This window comes from Paenarthrobacter sp. AB444 (assembly GCF_028736865.1).
GTDB classification, from domain to species: domain Bacteria; phylum Actinomycetota; class Actinomycetes; order Actinomycetales; family Micrococcaceae; genus Arthrobacter; species Arthrobacter nicotinovorans_B.
Map to the genome: position 1 here is coordinate 234,397 of NZ_JAQZBY010000003.1, position 21,796 is coordinate 256,192.

Genomic DNA, 21,796 nt, shown 5'->3' on the forward strand with positions numbered 1-21,796 from the left:
TTCCCTTCAGATCCGGGCCGCGGATGCGGCAGCGGCCAGTTGGGCGGGTTCCTGCCGGCTCGCGGCTTCCACGGTGTGCAGGAGCAAGAGGGCGGTGGTGACGGAACCAACGCCGCCGGGAACAGGGGTCAAGGCAGCGGCGACGCCGGTGACGCTGGCTTCGTCAACGTCCCCCACCAGTGAGCCGTCGGGCAGGACGTTGGTTCCGACGTCGACCACTACGGTCTCCGGCGAGAGGTGCCCGCCCTTGAGCAGCCCGGGCCTGCCGACAGCAACCACCACGACGTCGGCGGGTTGGGTGTAGCGTTCCAGCGGCCCCGACTTGGAATGGCAGATGGTGACGGTGGCGTCCCGCTCCAGAAGGAGCAGGGACAGCGGCTTGCCCACCACTGCTGAACGCCCGACGACGGCCACGTTGCGTCCCGCTACCGGCACCTCATAGTGATCCAGGATCTCCACAACCGAGCGTGCTGTGGCCGGAGCGAACGCCGGCTGGCCGACGGCCAGGCGGCCGAGGCTGAGGGGGTTGGCGCCGTCGATGTCCTTTTCGGGGGCGATAAGGCCCACCAGGCTGTCTGCGCGAACCCGTGCAGGCAGCGGAGTTTGCAGGATGATGCCATTGACGGACGGTTCGGCGCTCAAGTCGCGCAGGACACTCGCCAATACTTGTTCGGTGGCTTCAGAACCAAGATCGACGATCCTGCATCCAATGCCCAGGCGTTCGGCGGCGCGTTCTATGGACCGGACGTACCAGAGCGTCGACTCATCGTCCGTGGCCACCACAACGGCCAGGACGGGGTGGCGTCCGCTGCTTTCGAGGGCGCGGGCCTGTTCCTGGGCGCGTTGCTTGATCAGGTCCGCCAGCGGCTTTCCGGACAGCAGCTCCGCGCTCATGCGAGGATCCTTTCGCGGACGCGCTTGACCAGTGAATCGGCCGCGAGCACTGCTTTGTCTTCCAGTCCGTCCGTCTGCCCGGCCAGCCCGGCGCGTGCGGCGGGGTCCTTGATCGCCACCACGTTGATGTCGATGTTGATGCGTGCGGTAGTGGCAGCCGCCCGGGCCGCGTCAGCGGCAGCAGCGACGTCGCTGATGACGTTGGGGTTGGCGACGTCAAAAAGTTCGGCAGCGAGGTCCACGATTTCGCCGGCAACCTTGATGAGCTGCGCCGGGGTTTGTGCGGCCTCAACCAGGGCAGCGTCGATGGCCGCCTTCTTCGCGGCCTTGAGCTCCACGGTGTCGGAAGGAAGTTTGTAGGAGTCGATGACGCCCTGGAAGGCCTGCTCATCGGCGTCGGCAAGGCCCAAGGCCTCCGCTACCAGCCGGTCGGCTGCGCTGGTGATACGGGAGACCAGTCCTTCATGCTCTGCGTACTTTTCGCCGGTGGTGTACCGGGCAACCATGGCAACCAGTGCGGCACCCTGGGCTGCATGCAACGCAGCCGCCGCTCCGCCGCCTGGTGTGGGTTGGCGGGCGGCAAGCCTGGCCAGATAATCGTTGACTGTTTCTGTACTGATCATGTGTCTTCCTGGGCTGGAGAAAGATAAGGGGAAAGACAACGGCCCGGACCCGGTTGCGAGGGAAAGGGGGGTCCGGGCCGTGTGTCTTGGATGCCGCGGTTGCGGCAGCAGGACTGACTAGCCCCGGAGGCGGCTCATGGTGGGGTCGTACAGCGGATCCTCGGTGACGGTCGCCTGGATACGGCGGCCGAAGTACTCGATTTCCACGGAGTCTCCCAGTGAGACAGCTGAGGGCAGGTAGGCGTAGGCGATGGGCTTGCGGACCGTGTAACCGTAGGCCGCGCTGGTGACGTAACCCACCGCCTGGTCCTTGTAGAACACCGGTTCCTTGCCCAACACGAGGCTCCTGCCGTCGTCGACCGTCAAGCAGCGCAGGCGGCGCTTGGAGGTTTCTTCGCTGCGGCCCTCCAGGGCTGCCTTGCCGACGAAGCTCTCCTTGGCCATCTTCACGGCGAAACCGAGGCCGGATTCGTAGGGATCGTGCTCCGTGGTCATGTCCGTGCCCCACGAGCGGTAGCCCTTTTCGAGGCGAAGCGAGCTGAAGGCTGCGCGGCCGGCGGCGATGACACCGAACGGCTGGCCCGCCTTCCACAGTGCATCCCACAGGCGCTGGCCGTTGTCGGCGCTCGTGTAGAGCTCCCAGCCCAGTTCGCCGACGTAGGACAGGCGCATGGCGGTGACAGGAATGCCGCCGATGACTACCTGCTTGGAACGGAAATATTTGAGTCCGTCGTTGGTGAAATCGTCATTGCTGATGGTGCTGACAAGATCGCGGGCCAGGGGACCCCAGAGGCCGATGCAGCAGGTGCCGCCGGTGGTGTCGCGGACCTGGACCCAGTCCTCGGCGCCGCCGTTGGCGGTCTGGTGGCGGGCAGCCCGGTCAAAGTAGGCGGTGTCGATATTGCCGTTCGCGCCGAGCTGGAAGGTATCCTCGCTCAGGCGTGCCACGGTGATGTCGCTTCGGATGCCACCGGCCTCGTCCAGGAGCAGGGTGTAGGTGACGGCGCCGGGCTTCTTGGCAAGATCGCCGGTGGTCAGTTCCTGCAGGAGCTTCAGGGCTCCGGGGCCGGAAACTTCGAGGCGCTTGAGCGGGGTCATGTCGTACATGGCCACAGCGGTACGGGTCTTCCAGGCCTCTGCCGCCGCGATGGGGGAGCTGAACATTCCGGACCAGGAGTCACGGGCCGGCGGCTGCCACTCGTCCGGCATTTCCTTCAGAAGTTCGGCATTCGCTTCGAACCAGTACGGCCGTTCCCAACCGGCACCTTCAAGGAAGTAGCCACCCAGCTGCTTGTGGCGGGCGTGGAACGGGCTGACGCGAAGGTTCCGCGGGGACAGCTTGGGCTGGAGCGGGTGCAGGACGTCGTAGATCTCCACGAAGTTCTGCTGGGAAGTTTCACTGACGTACTCGGGGGTCAGCTGGACCTCTTCGAAGCGGTGGATGTCGCAGTCGCCGAGGTCGATCTTGGACTTGCCGTCCACCAGGAGCTCGGCCACGGCACGGGCGATGCCTGCGGAATGAGTGACCCACACGGCCTCGGCAACGAAGAACCCGTCCACTTCCTTGGACTCGCCCACCAGGGAGCCACCGTCCGGGGTGAAGGAGAAGATGCCGTTGAAGCCGTCTTCGATTTCGCTTTCGCGCAGTGCCGGGAGGATCTGCTTGGTGGCCTCCCACGCCGGAAGGAAGTCTTCCAGGGTGAAATCGAGGCGGGACGGCATGTTGTGCTCGCTGATGCTCTCCGGCTTGAAGGTGCCGAGCTCGTCGAGGTCAACGGGCATGGGGCGGTGGGCGTAGGAACCGATGCCGTAGCGCTCGCCGTGCTCGCGGTAGTAAAGATCCTGGTCCTGGTGGCGCAGGATGGGCAGCTGGGCGCCGTTGGGCAGCTCGTTCTTGCCCTTCTGGGCGGGAACCGGGGTGGTCTTGACGTACTGGTGCGCCAGCGGGAGCAGCGGAACGGACATACCGATCAATTCGCCCACCTTTGCGCCCCAGAAACCGGCGCAGGACACCACGATGTCCGCGGGGATCACGCCGTCGGCAGTTTCGACGCCGGTGACGCGGCGGTTGGACTGCTCGATACCGGTCACCTCGGTGTTGCCGATGTACTTCACGCCTGCAGCTTCAGTGCGCTTGATGAGCAACTGGACCGCACGGGCAGCCAGGGCCAGGCCATCGGTGGGTACGTGGAGGCCACCGAGGATGTCTTCCTCGTTGATGAGCGGGTAGAGCTCCTTGCACTCTTCCCGGGAGAGGATCTTGCCATCGATGCCCCACGCCTGGGCGTAGCCAAGCTTGCGCTTGAGGTCTGCCAGGCGGGTTTCCGTGGTGGCGACTTCAAGGCCGCCCACCTGGTTGAAGCAGCTCTGGCCGTCCTCGGTCAGGGACAGGAGCTTCTCCACCGTGTACTTGGCGAAGAGGGCCATGGACTTGGAAGGGTTGGTCTGGAACACCAGTCCGGGTGCGTGCGAGGTGGAACCACCAGGCATGTTGAGGGGACCCTGGTCCAGGACGGTGATGTTGTTCCAGCCACGGGTGACCAGTTCGTCGGCGAGGTTGGTGCCGACGATCCCGGCTCCGATGATGACAATGCGGGGCGTGGATGCCATGAAAGTTTCTCCTGCGTGATTCGGGCGGGGCTTGTGCGGGGCGCTTAGCGGAAGACGACGGTGCTGGTCTGGTCCAGCAGGACGCGGTGTTCGCAGTGCCAGCGGACGGCTCGGGACAGGGCGAGGGCTTCCGCGTCCTGGCCAACGGTGGAAAGGGCCGTGGGACCGTAGCTGTGGTCCACGCGGATGACTTCCTGCTCGATGATCGGGCCCTCGTCCAGGTCTGCCGTGACGTAGTGGGCCGTTGCGCCTACCTGCTTGACGCCGCGGTCGTAGGCCTGGTGGTAGGGGCGGGCACCCTTGAAGCCGGGAAGGAAGGAGTGGTGGATGTTGATGGCGCGGCCTTCGAGCTTGCGGCACAGGTCGTCCGAGAGGACCTGCATGTAGCGGGCCAGGACCACCAGGTCCGCCTGGTATTCGTCAACCAGGTCCAAGAGCTTCTGCTCTGCCTCGGCCTTGGTGTCCGGGGTGACCGGAACGTGGATGAAGGGCAGTCCGGCAGCCTCTGCCATGGCGCGGTGGGTCTCGTGGTTGGAAACCACGGCCACCAGTTCGCCGCCGAGGCTTCCGCCGCGCCAGCGGAAGATGAGGTCGTTCAGGCAGTGCCCGAACTTGGAGACCATGACCAGGACGCGCGGCTTGGTCTCGTCGTGGAAGCTGAACTTCATGTCGAAGCGTTCTGCGATCGAAGCGAACTCGTCCTCCAGCCGCTCCGGGGAGAAGCTCTGGGAACCTGAAAATGCGGTGCGCAGGTGCAGCGTCTGGCGCAGGCTGTCGTCGAACTGCTGGTGTTCTTCGATGTTGAAGCCTCGGTCGAAGAGGAAGGTGGTGACTGCCTGCACGATGCCCGGCTGTTCGACGCACGACAATGTGAGTACGAACTTCTGCGCCTGCTCGCCATTGAGCTGGCCGCGTTCAGCTGTAAGAGTGCTGAGGTGTGAGTCTGAAGCCACGAGGGTCATGTGTCCTCCTTAGAAGTTTGCCTAGATATATTCCTGGGATGTGAACTGATATATTAGGGTTGGAAATCAGCGTATACTGGTGTCCCGGGCAGGTCAATAGATTTCCCGGTTTTGAAGAAGGAGTTGGCGCTGTGGCTACTGGAACTCTTGCAAACATCGGCGATGCCACCAGGAAATCTCTGGCTGACGTGGCCTACGAACGCTTGCGCGACCGGCTCCTCATGCTTGACATCAAGCCCGGCGACATCCTCAATGACGATCAGCTTGCCAAGGAACTGGAGGTCGGGCGGACGCCTGTCCGCGAGGCGCTGAAGCGTTTGGAACTCGATCGCCTGGTGATCACCTATCCGCGGCGCGGGACGTTCGCTACCCGGGTGGAAGTGACTGACCTGGCCTTTATCTCCGAAATCCGGGCCCAGCTGGAGCCACTTGCGGCCGCACGTGCCGCGAGGGTCGCTTCCGCTGACACCAGGGAACACCTGCGAAGCGTGATGAGGGCTGTCGAGGGCTTCGACGTCAGGGCGGCCTCGGTTGTCGAGACGTTGCGCCTGGACGCAAGCGTTCACCAGGGTATCTACGCCGCGGCCGCAAATCCGCATCTTGAGGACGTCCTGATTCGCTACGACAACCTGGCTACGCGTATCTGGTGCATGGTGCTGGACCGCTTGCCGAACCTGGAACACCATGTGCGCGAGCACCTGGACCTGCTGCGTGCAGTCATCGACGGCAATGAAGAAGAGGCCGCCGAGCTAGCCCGGGTTCACGTCAGCGGATTCGAGCAGGCGGTTCGTCAGGCGCTGTTCGCGGCTTAGGTATTACAACTCCGCCACGAGCCGCAGGATCGCAGGGCCGGGATGGTTGACGCCGGCGCGGGGCGATTGCATACTTGACCTCACTAATATATCACCCGGATATCAGGGCTTCCCTGGCAGCAGGCCAGCGTCCGATCCGGCGATTTTGATGCGATCACCCCCAAGTCTCCGGAGTATCACGTGAGTACACGACACCCTCTTTTCGAACACATTCCGCTCACGGGCAGCAGCCGCGTTAAGCGGGGCATGGCGGAGATGCTCAAGGGCGGCGTCATCATGGACGTCGTTAACGTCGAGCAGGCCCGCATCGCCGAGGACGCCGGTGCCGTGGCTGTCATGGCGCTGGAGCGTGTTCCGGCTGATATCCGCGCCCAGGGTGGCGTGTCCCGCATGTCCGATCCCGACATGATTGATCAGATCATTGCCGCGGTGTCCATCCCGGTAATGGCCAAGGCCCGTATCGGCCACTTCGTCGAGGCCCAGGTCCTGCAGTCCCTCGGTGTGGACTACATCGATGAGTCCGAGGTGTTGACCCCGGCGGACTACATCAACCACATCGACAAGTGGAACTTCACTGTTCCCTTCGTTTGTGGTGCCACGAACCTCGGTGAGGCGCTGCGCCGCATCAACGAAGGTGCTGCGATGATCCGCTCCAAGGGCGAGGCCGGTACCGGCGATGTGTCCAACGCGACCGGTCACATGCGCAAGATCCGTGCTGAGATCGCGAAGCTCTCGGCCCTGCCCGAGGACGAGCTCTACGTTGCGGCCAAGGAACTGCAGGCCCCGTACGAACTGGTCAAGGAAGTCGCCGCGACGGGCAAGCTTCCGGTGGTGCTGTTCACCGCCGGTGGCATCGCGACCCCGGCTGATGCTGCGATGATGATGCAGCTCGGCGCTGATGGCGTGTTCGTCGGTTCCGGCATCTTCAAGTCCGGCAACCCCGCAGAGCGTGCGGCCGCCGTCGTCAAGGCCACTGCCTACTACGACGATCCCGACGTGATCGCCAAGGTCTCCCGCGGCCTGGGCGAAGCCATGGTCGGCATTAATGTCGACGACATCCCACAGCCGCACCGCCTCGCAGAGCGGGGGTGGTAGCCGTGTTTGGACAGACAAAGCCGGCCAGGACCGTGGAGGGACGGGCCTTGCGCAAGGACTGGGCCCAGCTGACGGGCCACGTGGTCGAAGTGTGGTTGAAGGGCGACCGGGTCATGACCGGGGTGGTGGAGCAGGCGGCGGCCGATGACTCCGTCCTCTGGATCGCGGCTCACGGGGCGGACCGGCGGAAGCTTTTCGATCAGTCCACGGGGTACGAGGTGTGGGTGTAGCCCCCGGCGCACCTGCCAAACTCAGGCCTCGTCCTCCGGCCTGGCAGTGAGGATGCGTTGGGCCCTCTTCTGCAGGATCTCCAATGACTCCTTGATAAGGGGCGAAGCGATGCTGCCCCTGCGTACCGCCGCTACGATGCGGCGGGCCGGTTTTCCTTTGCCGGTTATGCGTAACCGGACCACATTTTCGGCGTTGTGCAGCGGCGCCAACCGCGGCAGCAGGCCGACGCCGAGCCCTGCCCCCACGAAGGCGATCTGGGTTTCCCACTCAACGGCCTCGTGCGCGATCCGTGGTGTCACGCCGACAGCGGTGAAGGCCGCAGTGAACAGTGAGTGGTAGGTGGACCCTGCGGCCTCCGTGATCCAGGGCTCCGATGCCAACTCTTCAAGTGTCACGGTTTGGCGTGCTGCCAAGGGGTGGTCTCCGGGAATGATGACATCCAAGGGGTCATCGAGCAGGACGGTTTGTTCGAACCGGGGGTCGTCTTCGCCGTATGTGTCGGACTGCATGGCAACTATGACGGCGAGGTCGATGCGCTCTGCCACCAGCAAGTCGAAGCAACGTGACGGATTTGCCTCCAGAACCTGCACCTCCAGAAGAGGGCGGCTGGCGCGCAGCGTAGCGGCGAGGGGCGCGAGCAACTGGGCCGCCGCCGTCGAGAATCCACCCAGGCCGAAGTGCGACTGCACCTGGTCGCCGGCTTCCATGGCCGCTGCCCGAAGGCTCTCCCATTCGGCGATCAGGCTGTCAGAACCGTTGACCAGAAAGCGTCCAGTGGCCGTGAGCCGCACGCCCCGGCCGTCCTTGGTGAGCAGCTGCATTCCCAGCACGCGCTGGAGTTCGCGGAGCTGCGCGGAGACGGCGGAAGGGGAGTATCCCGTGAGTTCGGCTGTAGCGCCGACTGTGCCGCAGCGGGCGAACACGCGCAGGGTAATCAGCCTCTGATCGATCATGAGAACATCATGCACCTAAAGTGCAGGGTTATCTCCTAAATATTGCGCTTTTGTTGCAGTTCAATCGTCCCTAATCTCTTACTACGAAGACTTCGATAACGCCGCTTGCGACGATGCATCCGCGGTCCCCACGAATCAGACATTTACCCAGCCTCCCGGGAGGAAACCCATGACTGCTCAAGTGAACGCGCCCCTGAATTCACGCGGAAAACTCGCCTCGACGTTGCCTGCGGAGCAGCTGGCCGAGATCAGCGCACTGTTCGAGTTCCGGCGCACCGGCTACTCCCTCGACGCCCCCTTCTACACGGACCCCACGATCTTCAAGATCGACATGGAAGCCATCTTCGGCCAGCACTGGATCTTCGCCGGAAGCGTTGCCGAATTGCCGGAGCCGGGCGACTACATCACAGTGGACTACGGCCCGTACTCGCTGATCGTCCTCCGCAACGACGACGGCGACGTCAACGTCCTGCACAACGTCTGCCGCCACCGCGGTGCGCGCGTCCTTACCGAAGCCGCCGGTTCCACCGGAAACCTGGTCTGTGGCTACCACTCCTGGACCTACTCGCCGGAAGGCAACCTGATCCACGCTTCCGCCCCGGGAGAAGCCAAGTTCGACAAGAACTGCTTCGCCCTCAAGCGCGCCCACAGCCGTGAGGTTGCCGGACTTATCTTTGTCTGCATCGCGGACGAGCCGCCCACCGATTTCGACGAGACCTCCAAGATCTTCGAGCCTTACCTGGCACCCCACGATCTCGCCAAGACGAAGATTGCCTACCAGCAGAACATCATCGAAGAGGGCAACTGGAAGCTCGTCATGGAGAACAACCGTGAGTGCTACCACTGCGACGGGCACCCGGAGCTCGCTTGTTCCCTCTTCCCCACCTGGGGCCTGACCGAGGGACTGATCCCGGCACACCTTGAAGAGGTGTGGGACCGCAACAAGGAAGCCCAGTCCTCCCTGGAAGAGCGCTGCCGCCGCTACGGCCTGCCCTACGAGGTGGTTGAGGAACTGGACACCCGCATCGCCGGAATCCGTATCTCACGCGAATCCCTGGACGGCGAGGGCGAATCGTTCTCCGCCGACGGCCGCCGCCTCTCCAAGAAGTTGCTCGGCGACCTGCCCGACTTCCGCCTTGGCCGTTGCTCCATGCACCTGCAGCCCAACAGCTGGTTCCACTTCCTGGGCGACCACGTCATCACCTTCGGCGTCTTCCCCATCAACGAACACCAGTCCCTGGTGCGCACCACCTGGCTCGTTGCCGACGACGCAGTTGAAGGCGTGGACTACGACCTCGACAAGCTCACCTACACCTGGAAGCAGACCAACATCCAGGACAAGGCATTCGTCGAACTGTGCCAGACCGGCGCGGGCAGCCCTGCCTACGAGCCCGGCCCGTACATGAAGAGCGAATACCAGGTGGAAGCCTTCATCAACTGGTACGTGCAGCGCGTGCAGGAGCACTTGGCATGATTGAACTCCTCACTGAAACGGCCATCCAGGAGCCACAGCGCATCCGCGGCCTTGAGATGCCATGGAACCGGGTCATGGGCAGCACAGAGGCACCCGCCCGCGCTGCCCGCGCCCTGGGCCCGTGGCACCCGCAGGAGTTCATGGCCGAATGCGTGGAGACCGTACCCGAAGCCGGCGGGCTCATGACGTTCGTGTTCCGCCGCTGCGACGGAGCTCCCCTTGCGTTCCGTGCAGGGCAGTACGTCAACATCGCCTTCCCCGTGAACGGCGAGGACCAGGACCCGGTGGACCGCAGCTACTCGCTGTCCAGCTCGCCCACTGAACCCTGGACCTTCAGCATCAGCGTCAAGCGCGACGCCGGCGGCCTGGTGTCGCCGTGGGTACATGAGAACGTCAAGCCCGGTACGGTCCTGGAGATGCTCGGGCCGGTGGGAGCCTTCCACCTGCCCGACGCCGACCGGCGCGCGCGGTACCTCCTGCTGGCTGCCGGCGCGGGCATCACGCCCATCATGTCCATGGTGCGGACCATCCACTCGCTGCCCGGGCACGCCGACGTCGTTGTCCTCTACCACGGGGCGGAGGCAGGCGGCTTCGCCTTCCACCGCGAGCTGGCCTACATCGCCTCCGTGGATTCGCGCATCCGGGTGTTCTACTCCCTGGGTGACCGCAACAAGCCCGAAGACTGGGAAGGTCTCAGCGGCCGTTTGACCGCGGCCATGATCGACGAAGTGGCGCCGGACGCCAACGGGCGCCAGGTCTACGCCTGCGGTCCCGAGGGATACCTGAATACGGCCACGGAGCTGCTTAAGAAGGTAGGGGTGGACGACACCTCGATCTACATGGAGTTCTTCTCGGGTGACCGCCAGACTCTCCTCGAATACGCGGCCGAGGTGGCCTTGGCCGCCGACATTGCCGAAGAAATCGCGGAAGAGATTGCCGATTCGGCCGAGGACTACTTCGAGAGCCAGCCTGCGGCGTTCGGGCTGTACGAGCCCGGCTACGACGCCGACGGAACCTTGGAAGCCACAGGACTGCCGCTCGAAGCGCTCGACGCCGAACCGTCAGGTTCCGCTGCCGACGCCGGTACGGTCGCCTCGCCGGAGCCAGAGGCCGCAACTCCTGATGCCTCGAGTTTCGACACCGTGGGAACAGGCAGCCTCACCCTGTCCTTCCTGCGCACCGGCGTTAATGTGCGGATCGACCCAAGCGAGCACATCCTGGAAGTGGCCCAGCGGGCCGGCGTCCGGATCGGTGCCAACTGCAAGGAAGGGATGTGCGGTTCCTGCAAGGTGGTCAAGCTGTCAGGCGAGGTTGAGATGAACCACCAAGGCGGTATCCGGAAAAGGGAAATCGACGCCGGCAAGTTCCTGCCGTGCTGCTCCACGGCAACCACGGACATGGTGATCGACGCCTGAAACCCCATCAACCCAGTCGCAGAAGAGCGCGTTTTGATTCGTCGAAACGCGCTCTTCTGCTGTTCGGTTGGCTTAGCGGAGGCCCGCACTGTGGGCCAGTGCGATGGCTTCGGTGCGGGAACGGACATCCAGCTTTCGAAAGAGGTTCCGGAGGTGGAATTTCACGGTGTTTTCGCTGATGTTCAGCTCTGCGGCGATGGCACGGTTGCGTTGTCCGGCAGCCAGGGACTGGAGGACTTCCAATTCCCTTGAGGCCAAGCCCCACGCCGCAACGTCCCCGGCCGGCGCAGATGGAGGATCCAGTGGCAACGCCACGGAGATGTCGGCTCCCCACCCTTGCATGACGTCCATGCTCATCTTGCCGTTGAGTGCCTGCACCTTCTGGCGCAGCCGCTCCATGTTGGTGGCATCGGGCGACAGCTCGCCCCGGCCGTCGTCCCGGACGTTGATCAACAGGTTCTCGCCGTCGCAGTCCCACTGGGCCCGGACCCGGTGTACGTCCGGTTGCTCGGCGATTGCCAGGACCAGGCCACGCACCACGGCCCTGGCTGCGTGGGCCACTTCTCCGGGGAGGGCCCGTCCGTTGGCTGGCGGCTCTATGAACTGGATATCGATGTTGCTGAAGTGCATCAGCGGCCGGAGGTCCTCACGAAGCCTTTCGAACGCTGAGCTGACCGGTTCTTCCACCAGGTCGCTGGTGCGGTCGTTCAGGGTCCGGAGACTGATCAGCGCCTTGACGGTCAGGTCCGTGACGAATGTCCGGGCTGCGTGGTCATCCATGGAGTTGGAGCGCAATGCTGCAAGGACTGTTTCGAGGGTGGTGGAGTGCTGGTCCACCAGTTCGGCCGTCACGCGGATCCGTTCCGCTGACGCGGCCCGGGATTCCAAAAGATACGACGGCGGTGCGTCACTGACCTTCTCTTGGATTCGGGCCGCTGTGAGTTCCCAAAGGTAGGTGAGGACCCGCAGCGCTTCGTCGTCCGCTGGCTCGGGATCCGTCAAAACCAAGAGGGCGTTGCTGGGCGGGTAGGTGAGGGCCAGGATGTCGCGTTCCTGTCCGGCGATCACGGCGCGGGTACGCCACGGCCCTTTCCCGTCAATGGCAGCCCGGACGTCGTCCAGTTCGGGGATGGACACGCGGCTGACGATGTCCTCGGCACCGGCCTTCTTTTGCGGCCTGCCCGTGCAGTCTTCGGTGAAGATGACCAGTGCGCTGGTGCCTGCGTATGGCGAAAGAGCGGTCCGCAGGCTGTCGGCTATTCGTGACAGCGGTGCCTGGGAGAGGTCCGCAATGGCGTCCAGGAGGTGCCATGGGGTGGCGGATGGCTGCGACATGCATCCAAGCCTAAGGGGAGAACTCCATCACTGCCTACCCAAAAGGATGGCCAAGACTGCACTTTTTTGGCGTTACGCCTACCCTTCCCGGTCGGAAGAATTGTCGTATTGCCGCTGATGCCCGGAATACCTACCGCAAAGGAGTGAGAGTTGCACGTCATCGCAGAACCATCCACAACCTCAAGCGACAGCGTTGCCGACAACGCTTCCCTGATCCTCGATGAGCTATCCCGGGTCGCCTCCGGCCTGGATTACGGACAGCTCGCACGCCTTGCAGAGAAGGTCAGCGCGGCCGAACGGGTCTTCCTGGCAGGAGCCGGCCGGAGCGGGCTTGTCCTCCGCATGGCCGCGATGCGGCTGATGCATCTGGGCTTGACGGTCCACGTGGCCGGCGACACCACGACACCGGCCATTACCGAGGGTGACGTGCTTGTAGTGGCCTCCGGTTCAGGAACCACGTCCAGCGTGGTCAAGGCAGCCGAAACCGCACTCGCGGCCGGCGCAGGAGTTGCTGCGGTGACCACCAATCCCTCGTCTGCCCTGGCAGCCCTGGCCGATGCTCTGGTGGTTATCCCTGCCGCGCAGAAGACCGACCACGGTTCAGCAGTCTCAAGACAGTACTCCGGCAGCCTTTTTGAACAGTCCCTTTTCCTGGTGACCGAGTCGGTCTTCCAGGCCCTGTGGGAAGTCACGGCCGAACCGGCCGAAAAGCTTTGGCTGCGACACGCCAACCTCGAGTAAGCGCCCTTGGTCTTTCCCCTGTAAACGACACCAAAACGGACCACACCACAAAAGAAAGCAGAACACCATGAAACTGCAGGTTGCACTGGATCTCCTCACCATCGACGATGCCCTGGAACTGGCCGGCAAGGTAGCCGAGCACGTGGACATCATCGAGTTGGGGACGCCCCTGATCAAGGCCGAGGGCCTGGCCGCCGTCACTGCCATCAAGGAAGCCCACCCCGGCAAGATCGTGTTCGCAGACATGAAGACCATGGACGCCGGAGAACTCGAAGCGGACATCGCCTTCAAGGCCGGCGCCGATCTGGTGTCTGTCCTGGGAACTGCGGATGACTCCACGATCGCCGGTGCCGTCAAGGCCGCACAGTCCCACAACAAGGGCATCGTGGTGGACCTGATCGGCGTGGCAGACAAGGTTTCCCGTGCCAAGGAAGCCAGGGCCCTGGGTGCGAAGTTCATCGAATTCCACGCCGGCCTGGATGAGCAAGCACAGCCTGGTTATGACCTGCGCGGACTCCTGAACGCCGGGGAAGAGGCCCGCGTGCCGTTCTCCGTTGCCGGTGGCGTCAATGCATCCACCATCTCGGCGGTGCAGTTGGCCGGGGCCGATGTAGCTGTGGCAGGCAGCGCAATTTACGGTGCCTCGGATCCCGAAGTGGCTGCCAAGGAACTCAAGGCCGCCATCCAGTAACTGCCGGCTCCCAACGCCAGATAGCCCGGGAAAGGGTCCTCACGAGGGCGTTTTCCCGGGCTCCTTGCTGTGATGCGCCCGCTCGACCAACTCCGACATCCACGGACGTTGCCCGTGGTGGACTGTCAGGCCCTCGGGGATGCCCGTCACCGAGGCTTCGGTACCGGAGGCGTCTATCGTGATCCGTGCACTGCCCATGGGGGCGTTGCTGATATGCAGGTCCCCGAACGAGGCCGGCAGCACGGGATCGAGCCAGATGCCGCCCAGGGAGATGTGGGTGTCGTAGCGCATCAGGCTCATGACCAGGTGAATGGGGGTGGTTGCGGCCCATGCCTGGGGCGAGCAGGCCGTTGGGTAGGGGACAGGCTCGCGGAACTGGGAGCGGTCGAAACCGCAGAAGAGCTCAGGCAACCTGTCGCCCGAGATTTCCGCTGCTTCAAGCATCGCCGTGGCAATCCGCTGCGCTTCCTCCACGAAGCCGTACCGCAGCAGCCCGGAAACAATAAGGGCGTTGTCGTGCGGCCATACAGAACCGTTGTGGTAGCTGGCGGGGTTATAGGCGCCCATGTCTTTGGCCAGGGTGCGGACACCCCAACCACTGAACATCTCAGGGGACATCAGCCGCTCCACCACAGCAGGCGCCTTGTCCTCGTCGATCAAACCAAACCACAAACAGTGGCCCATGTTGGAGGCGCACGCGTCCACCGGCCTCTTGTCCCGGTCGAGGGCCACCGCGTAGTAGCCCTTGTCCGGCAACCAGAACTGCTCGTTGAACTTTCTCTTCAAGTCTTCCGCCCGTTGCCGCAGGCTTTCCGCCAAGGCGAGGTCGCCGTCGTCGTACGCCATCCAGGCGCGCGCCACATAGGCGCCGTGCACGTAGGCCTGGACCTCGCAGAGCGCCAGCGGTGGTTGGGCGAGCGTGCCGTCCGCGAAGTTGATGCCGTCCCAGGAGTCCTTCCAGCCTTGGTTGATGAGCCCGTGTTCGTTGGGCCGGCCGTACTCCACAAAACCGTCGCCGTCGCGGTCCCCGTAGTCCTGGATCCACTGCAGGGCGCGGTCGGCGTGGGGGAGCAGGGACGCAATGGCGTCCTTGCCGAAACCCCAACGGCTGACCGAGCCAAGGACCACCACAAACAGCGGCGTGGCGTCCACGCTGCCGTAGTACGCGGACTTTCCGCCCAAGGCCAGGCCTCCGGAGACGCCGAGCCGGACTTCGTGGAGGATCTTGCCGGGTTCTTCCTCGGTGGCCTCATCCACCACCGTGCCCTGGCGGTCGGCCAGTGTGCGCAAGGTGCCCAATGCCAGGGACGGGTCCACAGGCAGCGCCATTTCCGAGGCCCACAGGGAATCGCGGCCGAACAACGTCATGAACCACGGCGCACCTGCGGCGACCACCACCCTCTCAGGGTGGTCCGGGTCCTGGATGCGGAGTGCTCCCAGGTCCTCGTAACTCCGGCGGAGGGTGTCTTCGACCGACCGGTTGCTCAGCTGGACAACGGGGATCCGCGCCACCCAATCCTGCCGGCGTTGGTCGCTGGGGGAGAGTCCGCCCTTGTCCTGGTGGGTGAACGTGGCCCCGGCTCCGGTGCCTTGCGGTTTCGGCACCACGCTGGCGCGGGTGCTCCAACTCCCGTAGGCGGGTATTTTGGCCGTGAAACCCAATGCTTTTGCCCCGGCGCCGGCACCGTCGGCACGAATGACGACGCTTTTCCGGATGTCCTCCCATTTTCCCCGGATTTCTATGGAGTCGCCGTCGGGCAGGTGCGTTTCGGTCCATTGGCGGGTAATCCGTGCTTCCTTGACTTCAAAAAGGTCGGCAAAATCCGAGTCGGCGGAGAGCAGGATGCGGCATTGAGCCACTTGGTTTGAGTAATTCCGCACGGTAATTTCTTCGCGGATCCCATTTCCCACTTCCCGCAGCCTCTCCACCAGTAAAGGGCTGTCCGCGTGGCCGTCGGGGCGGGGTACCCGGCCCACAAAGAAGGCGCGGTAGGGCTCCCTGGTTTCTGCTGCCAGGGGTTCGATGACCTGTCCGTTAACGGTGAGCTCCCAGGTGGACAGGATCCGCGTGTCGAGGTGGAACACACCGTGGGGTACGTCGGAATGGATGTCCCCGTTTGCCGCGGAAATACAGAAGGATGAGCCTTCAATCAAAGTCACCGTGCCCGAGCCAAGAGGACCGGCTGCCGTGTCAGCATTCCATCCAGCCACGTGATGCTCCTTATCCGTGCGCCTGAGCCGTGCCGGACGCCGCGCGTCCGTCCACTTGTGGGGATGGATACGACGGTACGCCCGCAGGCATACCGGCGCCAGAGCCGGCAAGGCAACCGGCGACCTTTGAGAGTTAACCTCGTTTTCTCTTCCGGGAACGGTAAAGGGGACTATAGTGAGGGAATAGGACATTCGCTGATGCAGCCCGGCGGCCCTAACTTCTGCAAGAAGAGGCCCCAAAAAAATGACCGACACCCAAATCAGCTCTTTTCTGCGTGACTCCGTGGTGTTCGAGGACGATACCGAGAAGGGCCTGGACTTTGACACTCTCTATGGCCTGTACATCAGTTGGTGCGTTCTTGGCCGCAAAGTCCCAGTCCCCGATTCCGCTTTCAAAACTGCCTTGGCCTTGCATGGACTGAAGCCTGTCAAGGAAAACGGCCAGCGGATCTACCCTGGTATGGCCATGGTGGGTCCTGCAGCCAGGGATTACGTTGTCAACAACGTCCCGATGTGGACCGGTTCTGCCAACGCCACCGCCCCGGCGCTCTTGGGCGACGACGAGGAATCAGTCGCGGCCATCGCTTAAGCCGCGTGCCCGCTGATCCGGCACGGCCAATAACAGCTTTTCAGCTCATGCCCCTAGGATGCGAAGAGGGGCATGGGCTGTTCCTGTTTTCGGGGGTCGTCGTCTGAGAGGGGTTACGTGAAGCCGTCCATTGTGTGGTTCCGGGATGATCTGAGGGTTGCCGACAACCCTGCCTTGCGTGCCGCGGTGGACGACGGCGCCGCCGTCGCCTTATACGTCCTCGACGAGGAATCGCCCGGAATCCGCCCCCACGGCGGAGCTTCCCGCTGGTGGCTGCACCATTCGCTGGCCGCGCTCCGCGAAGACCTCGCCGCGCTCGGCATCCCCTTGCTGTTGCGCCGCGGCGATGCCGGTTCCGTTGTCCGAAAGACCACGACGACGCTCGGTGCGGGCGCGCTGTACTGGAACCGGCGGTACGGTGCGGCTGAGCGGACGGTCGACGCCGGGATCAAGGCTTGGGCGGGCGAAGCCGGGTTGCACGTTGCCAGCTTCCAGGCGTCACTGCTGCATGAGCCTTGGGAAGTCACCACCAAGACCGGCGGCCAGTACAAGGTGTTCACGCCCTTCTGGCGGGCGGTGTCGGAGCAGGAATTTCGCGACCCTTTGGCCGTACCGGAAAAGGGGCATGGCTTCACCGGTAAGCTGCCGGCCTACGATGAGCTGGACTCCTGGGATCTGCTGCCCAGCAAGCCGGACTGGTCCGGCGGGCTCGCTGAGAGCTGGACGCCCGGTTCAGCGGCAGGCCACAGGGTGCTGGAGAAGTTCGTGGCGGGGAGCCTGTCCCACTACAGCGAGGGCAGGAACCGTCCGGATACCGAGGGCAGCAGCCGCCTGTCTCCCTATTTGCGCTGGGGCGAGCTCAGCCCGTTCGAGGTATGGCATGCTTTGGGTTCGAAGCGATCCGAAAGTGTCTCGATCTTCGCGTCCGAGTTGGGGTGGCGGGAATTTTGCTGGCACCAGTACTTCCACAACCCGAACCTGGCCACGGCCAACCTTCGCCCGGAATTCGACCGCTTCCCGTGGGCATGGCCCGGCAGCAACGGAAGGGGTGGCCAGCATCCGGGCCACGAATCCGCCCCCGAAGAACTGCGTGCCTGGCAGAAGGGCAACACCGGGTTCCCCATGGTGGACGCAGGCCAGCGCCAGCTGTGGCATTCAGGTTGGATGCACAACCGTGTGCGCATGGTTGCAGCCAGCTTCCTGGTGAAGAACCTTGGTATCCATTGGCAGCTGGGCGAGCAATGGTTCTGGGACACGCTCGTGGACGCTGATCCGGCATCAAATCCGGCCAACTGGCAGTGGGTGGCCGGGTCCGGCGCCGATGCCTCACCGTTCTTCAGGATCTTCAACCCCGAAGCCCAGCGCGTGAAGTTCGATCCGCAGGGGAAGTACATCGCCCATTGGATTCCGGAGTTCGGCACCCCCGAATACCCGGAGGAGATCGTTGACCTCAAGACGACGCGCGCCGAGGCATTGGAAGCGTACAAGGGGATGAGAGAGGTTCACTGACGCCCCTCTGGAAATTAGTAGGAAGTCCGAGTATATTCGGGTCTAGAGATGACCTGGATCACAGTTCCTTACGTGTTCCCGCCGATTCCCAGGACTCCGGGAAGGTCAGTCATTCACGATGCAAAGGAGCATTTCCACCATGGTGCGCGAGCTTTCACACTACGTAGACGGCCAAAGGGTTGAGGGTACATCCGGCCGCTTCAGCGACGTCTACGATCCCTGCACGGGAGAAGTCCAGGCCCGGCTTCCGTTGGCCAGCGCGGACGAGGTCCGCAACGCCGTCGCAAATGCCGAGAAGGGGCAGCTCGAATGGGCGGCCATGAACCCGCAGCGGCGAGCCAGGATCCTCCTCAAGTTCGTGGACCTGGTGAACGACAACATGGACGAGCTCGCCAAGCTGCTGTCCTCGGAGCACGGCAAGACCTTCGCCGATGCCAAGGGCGACATCCAGCGCGGCATTGAGGTGGTCGAATTCTCCGCGGGAGCGCCGCACCTGCTCAAGGGCGAGTTCTCGGACAACGCCGGTGCCGGTATTGACGTTCATTCCCTGCGGCAGCCCCTGGGCGTCGTCGCGGGAATCACCCCGTTCAACTTCCCGGCCATGATTCCGCTCTGGAAGTCCGGCCCGGCGCTCGCCGCGGGTAATGCGTTCATCCTCAAGCCGTCAGAACGGGACCCTTCCGTCCCGCTCCGTCTCGCCGAGCTCTACAGCGAAGCCGGCGTGCCCAATGGCGTCTTCAACGTCATCAACGGCGACAAAGAAGCCGTGGATGCCCTGCTGGAGGACCCGCGCGTCAAGGCGATCGGCTTCGTCGGTTCAACTCCGATCGCCCAGTACATCTACGCCACCGCAGCGGCGCATGGCAAGCGGGCGCAATGCTTTGGCGGTGCCAAGAACCACATGGTAATCATGCCCGACGCCGACCTGGACATGGCCGCCGACGCCCTGATTGGTGCCGGGTACGGTTCCGCAGGCGAACGCTGCATGGCTATCTCAGTGGCTGTGCCGGTGGGCCAGGAAACCGCAGACGCCTTGGTGTCCAAGCTGACGGAGCGAGTCAAGGAACTCAAAGTCGGCCACAGTCTCGACAAGGACTCGGATTTCGGTCCTGTAGTGGCGCAGTCCGCGAAGGAGCGCATCGAGGGCTACATCCAGTCCGGCGTCGACGAGGGCGCAACGCTGGTCACTGACGGCCGCGGGCTGACCGTGGAGGGCTACGACGGCGGCTTCTGGGTGGGTCCCACGCTCTTCGACAACGTCACCAAGGACATGAAGATCTATAAGGAAGAGATCTTCGGACCGGTCCTCAGCGTGCTGCGTGCCGCCGACTACGACGAAGCGCTAAGGCTCTGCAGCGAGCACGAGTTTGGCAACGGCGTCGCAATTTTCACCCGCGACGGCGACTCCGCCCGCGACTTCGCCAGCCGCGTCGAAGTGGGCATGGTGGGCATCAACGTCCCGATTCCCGTGCCGATCGCGTATTACACCTTCGGCGGCTGGAAGGCCTCCGGTTTCGGTGACCTCAACCAGCACGGCGCCGATGCTTTCCGCTTCTACACCAAGACCAAGACCGTCACCTCGCGGTGGCCCTCCGGCATCCGCCAGGGCGCAAGCTTCGTGATGCCGGCGGGCAGCTGATGGGGGCTTTGGACACAGCAGACGTTCTTTTCGAGCGCCGCGGCCACCTGGGTATCGTGACGCTCAACCGACCGAAAGCGGTTAACGCCCTGAACGCGGGGATGGTCACGGCCATGCTCGAACAGTTGCTTGCCTGGGCGGACGACGAGTCCGTGGCCACTGTGCTGGTGCAGGGCGCCGGGGACCGGGGCCTGTGTGCCGGTGGCGATATCGTGGCCATCTACAAGGACATGCTCCACGGTGGCTCGGAGACCGCGGATTTCTGGGCGGACGAGTACCGGCTCAATGCCCTGATCGCCAACTATCCCAAGCCCTACGTCGCTTTCATGGACGGCCTGGTGCTGGGCGGTGGGGTGGGCATTTCCGCGCACGGTTCCCACCGCGTAGTCACCGAACGGACCCGCAGCGGGATGCCCGAAACGACCATCGGTTTCGTACCCGACGTCGGTGGCACGCTGTTGCTGTCCCGCGCACCCGGAGAGGCCGGCACCCACGCCGCGCTGACGGGCGCACACCTCGGTGGTGCGGACGCCCTTTACCTCGGGCTCGCGGACTACTACGTCCCGTCCGAAGGCCTCCCCGCGCTGGCGGAAGCGCTGGAAAGCTCGACGGCGGAGGCCGCCGTCGAGCGTTTTGCCCAAGCCGCGCCGGACTCGGCTCTGGCGGCGCAGCGGGAGTGGATCGACGACTGCTACGCGGGCAATGACGCGGAAGAGATTGTGCACCGCCTGCGCGACGCCGGGGGTGAGGCCGCCGAGGCCGCGGACACCATCACGGCAAAATCCCCGACGTCGGTCAAAGTCACCCTGGAGTCGTTGCGCCGTGTCCGCGGGCTGTCGTTGGAGGAAGCCCTGGACCAGGAGTACCGCGTTGGCCTCCGATGCCTGTCCGGGCCCGATTTCCGCGAGGGGATCCGTGCGCAGGTGGTGGACAAGGACCGGAACCCGCAGTGGAAGCCCGCCACTCTCGCCGAGGTGACGGCGTCCGACGTCGAGGGCTACTTTGCGCCGCTGGGCGAGCGCGAACTGGGCCTTTCGGCAAACCCGGTCCAATCAAGTCCAGTCGAGTCGAGTTGAAGGAGACGACATGACAGAGAACGCAGCATCGGCAACGGGGCTCATCGCTTTCCTCGGCCTGGGCCATATGGGTGGGCCCATGGCCGCCAACTTGATCAAGGCGGGCCACGACGTCATTGGCTATGACCCGGTTCCGGCCGCCGTGGAGGCCGCCAAAGCCCACGGGATTCCCATGGCGTCATCGGCGCACGAGGCTGCCGCGGAGGCCGCCGTCGTGCTGACCATGCTGCCCAGCGGCAAGCATGTGCTGGACGCGTACCGGGGCGTGGACGGGCCGGGCTTGCTCGCCGCAGCCAAGCCGGACACCCTGTTCCTTGACTGCTCCACGATCAATGTGGACGAGGCCCGTCAAGCTGCGGAGATAGCGTTGGAAGCCGGACACCGATCCGTGGACGCGCCTGTTTCCGGCGGCGTGGTGGGAGCCGAAGCCGGCACCCTCACGTTCATGGTGGGGGCGCTGCCGGAAGACTTCGAGACCGTCAAGCCGATCCTTGAACTGATGGGCAAACGGATTGTCCACTGCGGCGACCACGGTGCCGGGCAGGCGGCGAAGGTCTGCAACAACATGATCCTGGGTGTATCCATGATCGCTGTTGCGGAGGCCTTCGTGCTTGGCGAGAAACTGGGCCTGACGCATCAAGCGCTGTTCGACGTAGCCTCCAATGCTTCCGGCCAGTGCTGGGCGTTGACCACCAACTGTCCTGTTCCCGGGCCGGTCCCCACCAGTCCGGCGAACCGTGACTACCAGCCCGGCTTTGCCGGAGCCTTGATGGCCAAGGACCTGCGGTTGGCCGTGAATGCGCTGGAGAGCACGGGCGTCGCTGCGGAGATGGGGCCGTTGGCGTCCAGGATCTACGATGCTTTTGCCGCCGGCGAGGGTGCCGGACGGGACTTCTCCGGCATCATCACGGACATCCGCGATAAATCGCTGTGAGA

The 21,796-nt window shown here is 64.0% G+C and carries 19 protein-coding genes; 12 read left to right on the plus strand and 7 right to left on the minus strand.

Features of this window, described 5'->3' with window-relative positions:
* Positions 1–6: 6 nt before the first annotated feature.
* The 4 genes from PQ627_RS06370 to purU all read right to left on the minus strand — a co-directional run bounded on the left by PQ627_RS06370 (position 7) and on the right by purU (position 5,089).
* Positions 7–894, minus strand: coding sequence for a bifunctional 5,10-methylenetetrahydrofolate dehydrogenase/5,10-methenyltetrahydrofolate cyclohydrolase (locus PQ627_RS06370; RefSeq protein ID WP_274259401.1), 888 nt, complete (start codon positions 892–894; stop codon positions 7–9).
* Positions 891–1,517 carry a cyclodeaminase/cyclohydrolase family protein gene (locus PQ627_RS06375; RefSeq protein ID WP_274259403.1) on the minus strand — a complete coding sequence of 209 codons (627 nt, stop codon included), beginning with the start codon at positions 1,515–1,517 and terminating at the stop codon, positions 891–893. Before PQ627_RS06375 ends, PQ627_RS06370 begins: the two co-directional genes overlap by 4 nt.
* Positions 1,518–1,634: 117 nt before the next feature.
* Positions 1,635–4,127: a GcvT family protein gene (locus tag PQ627_RS06380; protein ID WP_144661826.1), complete on the minus strand. Its 2,493-nt coding sequence runs from the start codon at positions 4,125–4,127 to the stop codon at positions 1,635–1,637.
* Between the two features lie 44 nt (positions 4,128–4,171).
* On the minus strand, positions 4,172–5,089 hold the full coding sequence (purU, locus tag PQ627_RS06385; RefSeq protein WP_274259404.1) for a formyltetrahydrofolate deformylase: 918 nt from the start codon (positions 5,087–5,089) through the stop codon (positions 4,172–4,174).
* Positions 5,090–5,220: 131 nt separating this feature from the next.
* Here purU and PQ627_RS06390 point away from each other — a divergent pair, with 131 nt between their 5' ends.
* The 3 genes from PQ627_RS06390 (at position 5,221) to PQ627_RS06400 (ending at position 7,226) form a co-directional block, all read left to right on the plus strand.
* Positions 5,221–5,901 carry a GntR family transcriptional regulator gene (locus PQ627_RS06390; protein WP_274259405.1) on the plus strand — a complete coding sequence of 227 codons (681 nt, stop codon included), beginning with the start codon at positions 5,221–5,223 and terminating at the stop codon, positions 5,899–5,901.
* Between the two features lie 180 nt (positions 5,902–6,081).
* Positions 6,082–6,996 carry a pyridoxal 5'-phosphate synthase lyase subunit PdxS gene (pdxS, locus tag PQ627_RS06395; RefSeq protein ID WP_274259406.1) on the plus strand — a complete coding sequence of 305 codons (915 nt, stop codon included), beginning with the start codon at positions 6,082–6,084 and terminating at the stop codon, positions 6,994–6,996.
* 2 nt (positions 6,997–6,998) lie between these two features.
* Entirely contained in the window at positions 6,999–7,226 is a 228-nt protein-coding gene (locus PQ627_RS06400; protein ID WP_144661830.1) for a hypothetical protein, read from the plus strand.
* Positions 7,227–7,247: 21 nt separating this feature from the next.
* Here the strand turns inward: PQ627_RS06400 and PQ627_RS06405 are convergent, their stop codons facing one another.
* Positions 7,248–8,180 (minus strand): LysR family transcriptional regulator, encoded by a 933-nt coding sequence (locus PQ627_RS06405; RefSeq protein ID WP_274259407.1) that lies wholly within the window; start codon positions 8,178–8,180, stop codon positions 7,248–7,250.
* Between the two features lie 169 nt (positions 8,181–8,349).
* Between PQ627_RS06405 and PQ627_RS06410 the strand changes: the two genes are divergently transcribed.
* Entirely contained in the window at positions 8,350–9,654 is a 1,305-nt protein-coding gene (locus PQ627_RS06410) for an aromatic ring-hydroxylating oxygenase subunit alpha (RefSeq protein WP_144661832.1), read from the plus strand.
* Positions 9,651–11,069 carry a ferredoxin reductase gene (locus PQ627_RS06415; protein ID WP_274259408.1) on the plus strand — a complete coding sequence of 473 codons (1,419 nt, stop codon included), beginning with the start codon at positions 9,651–9,653 and terminating at the stop codon, positions 11,067–11,069. The genes PQ627_RS06410 and PQ627_RS06415 overlap by 4 nt, the downstream gene beginning before the upstream one ends.
* Positions 11,070–11,141: 72 nt before the next feature.
* On the opposite strand, the gene PQ627_RS06420 is transcribed toward PQ627_RS06415, so the two are convergent.
* Positions 11,142–12,404 (minus strand): helix-turn-helix transcriptional regulator, encoded by a 1,263-nt coding sequence (locus PQ627_RS06420; RefSeq protein WP_274259410.1) that lies wholly within the window; start codon positions 12,402–12,404, stop codon positions 11,142–11,144.
* A 150-nt stretch (positions 12,405–12,554) separates the two neighbouring features.
* On the opposite strand from PQ627_RS06420, the gene hxlB reads away from it, so the two are divergent.
* Both hxlB and hxlA read left to right on the plus strand, forming a co-directional pair.
* Entirely contained in the window at positions 12,555–13,145 is a 591-nt protein-coding gene (gene hxlB, locus PQ627_RS06425) for a 6-phospho-3-hexuloisomerase (RefSeq protein ID WP_274259412.1), read from the plus strand.
* A 67-nt stretch (positions 13,146–13,212) separates the two neighbouring features.
* Positions 13,213–13,836: a 3-hexulose-6-phosphate synthase gene (gene hxlA, locus PQ627_RS06430; protein ID WP_274259413.1), complete on the plus strand. Its 624-nt coding sequence runs from the start codon at positions 13,213–13,215 to the stop codon at positions 13,834–13,836.
* A 39-nt stretch (positions 13,837–13,875) separates the two neighbouring features.
* On the opposite strand, the gene PQ627_RS06435 is transcribed toward hxlA, so the two are convergent.
* Positions 13,876–16,047: an amylo-alpha-1,6-glucosidase gene (locus PQ627_RS06435; RefSeq protein WP_274259414.1), complete on the minus strand. Its 2,172-nt coding sequence runs from the start codon at positions 16,045–16,047 to the stop codon at positions 13,876–13,878.
* A gap of 244 nt (positions 16,048–16,291) precedes the next feature.
* On the opposite strand from PQ627_RS06435, the gene PQ627_RS06440 reads away from it, so the two are divergent.
* From PQ627_RS06440 to mmsB, 5 genes are all read left to right on the plus strand, one after another.
* Entirely contained in the window at positions 16,292–16,636 is a 345-nt protein-coding gene (locus tag PQ627_RS06440) for a hypothetical protein (RefSeq protein WP_274259415.1), read from the plus strand.
* Positions 16,637–16,753: 117 nt separating this feature from the next.
* Positions 16,754–18,145, plus strand: a complete 1,392-nt coding sequence (locus tag PQ627_RS06445) for a cryptochrome/photolyase family protein (RefSeq protein WP_274259416.1) — start codon at positions 16,754–16,756, stop codon at positions 18,143–18,145.
* A gap of 139 nt (positions 18,146–18,284) precedes the next feature.
* Positions 18,285–19,784, plus strand: coding sequence for a CoA-acylating methylmalonate-semialdehyde dehydrogenase (locus PQ627_RS06450; protein WP_274259417.1), 1,500 nt, complete (start codon positions 18,285–18,287; stop codon positions 19,782–19,784).
* Positions 19,784–20,860, plus strand: a complete 1,077-nt coding sequence (locus tag PQ627_RS06455; RefSeq protein WP_274259418.1) for an enoyl-CoA hydratase/isomerase family protein — start codon at positions 19,784–19,786, stop codon at positions 20,858–20,860. Before PQ627_RS06450 ends, PQ627_RS06455 begins: the two co-directional genes overlap by 1 nt.
* A gap of 10 nt (positions 20,861–20,870) precedes the next feature.
* Positions 20,871–21,794 carry a 3-hydroxyisobutyrate dehydrogenase gene (gene mmsB, locus PQ627_RS06460; protein WP_274259419.1) on the plus strand — a complete coding sequence of 308 codons (924 nt, stop codon included), beginning with the start codon at positions 20,871–20,873 and terminating at the stop codon, positions 21,792–21,794.
* The last annotated feature ends 2 nt before the right edge of the window (positions 21,795–21,796 follow it).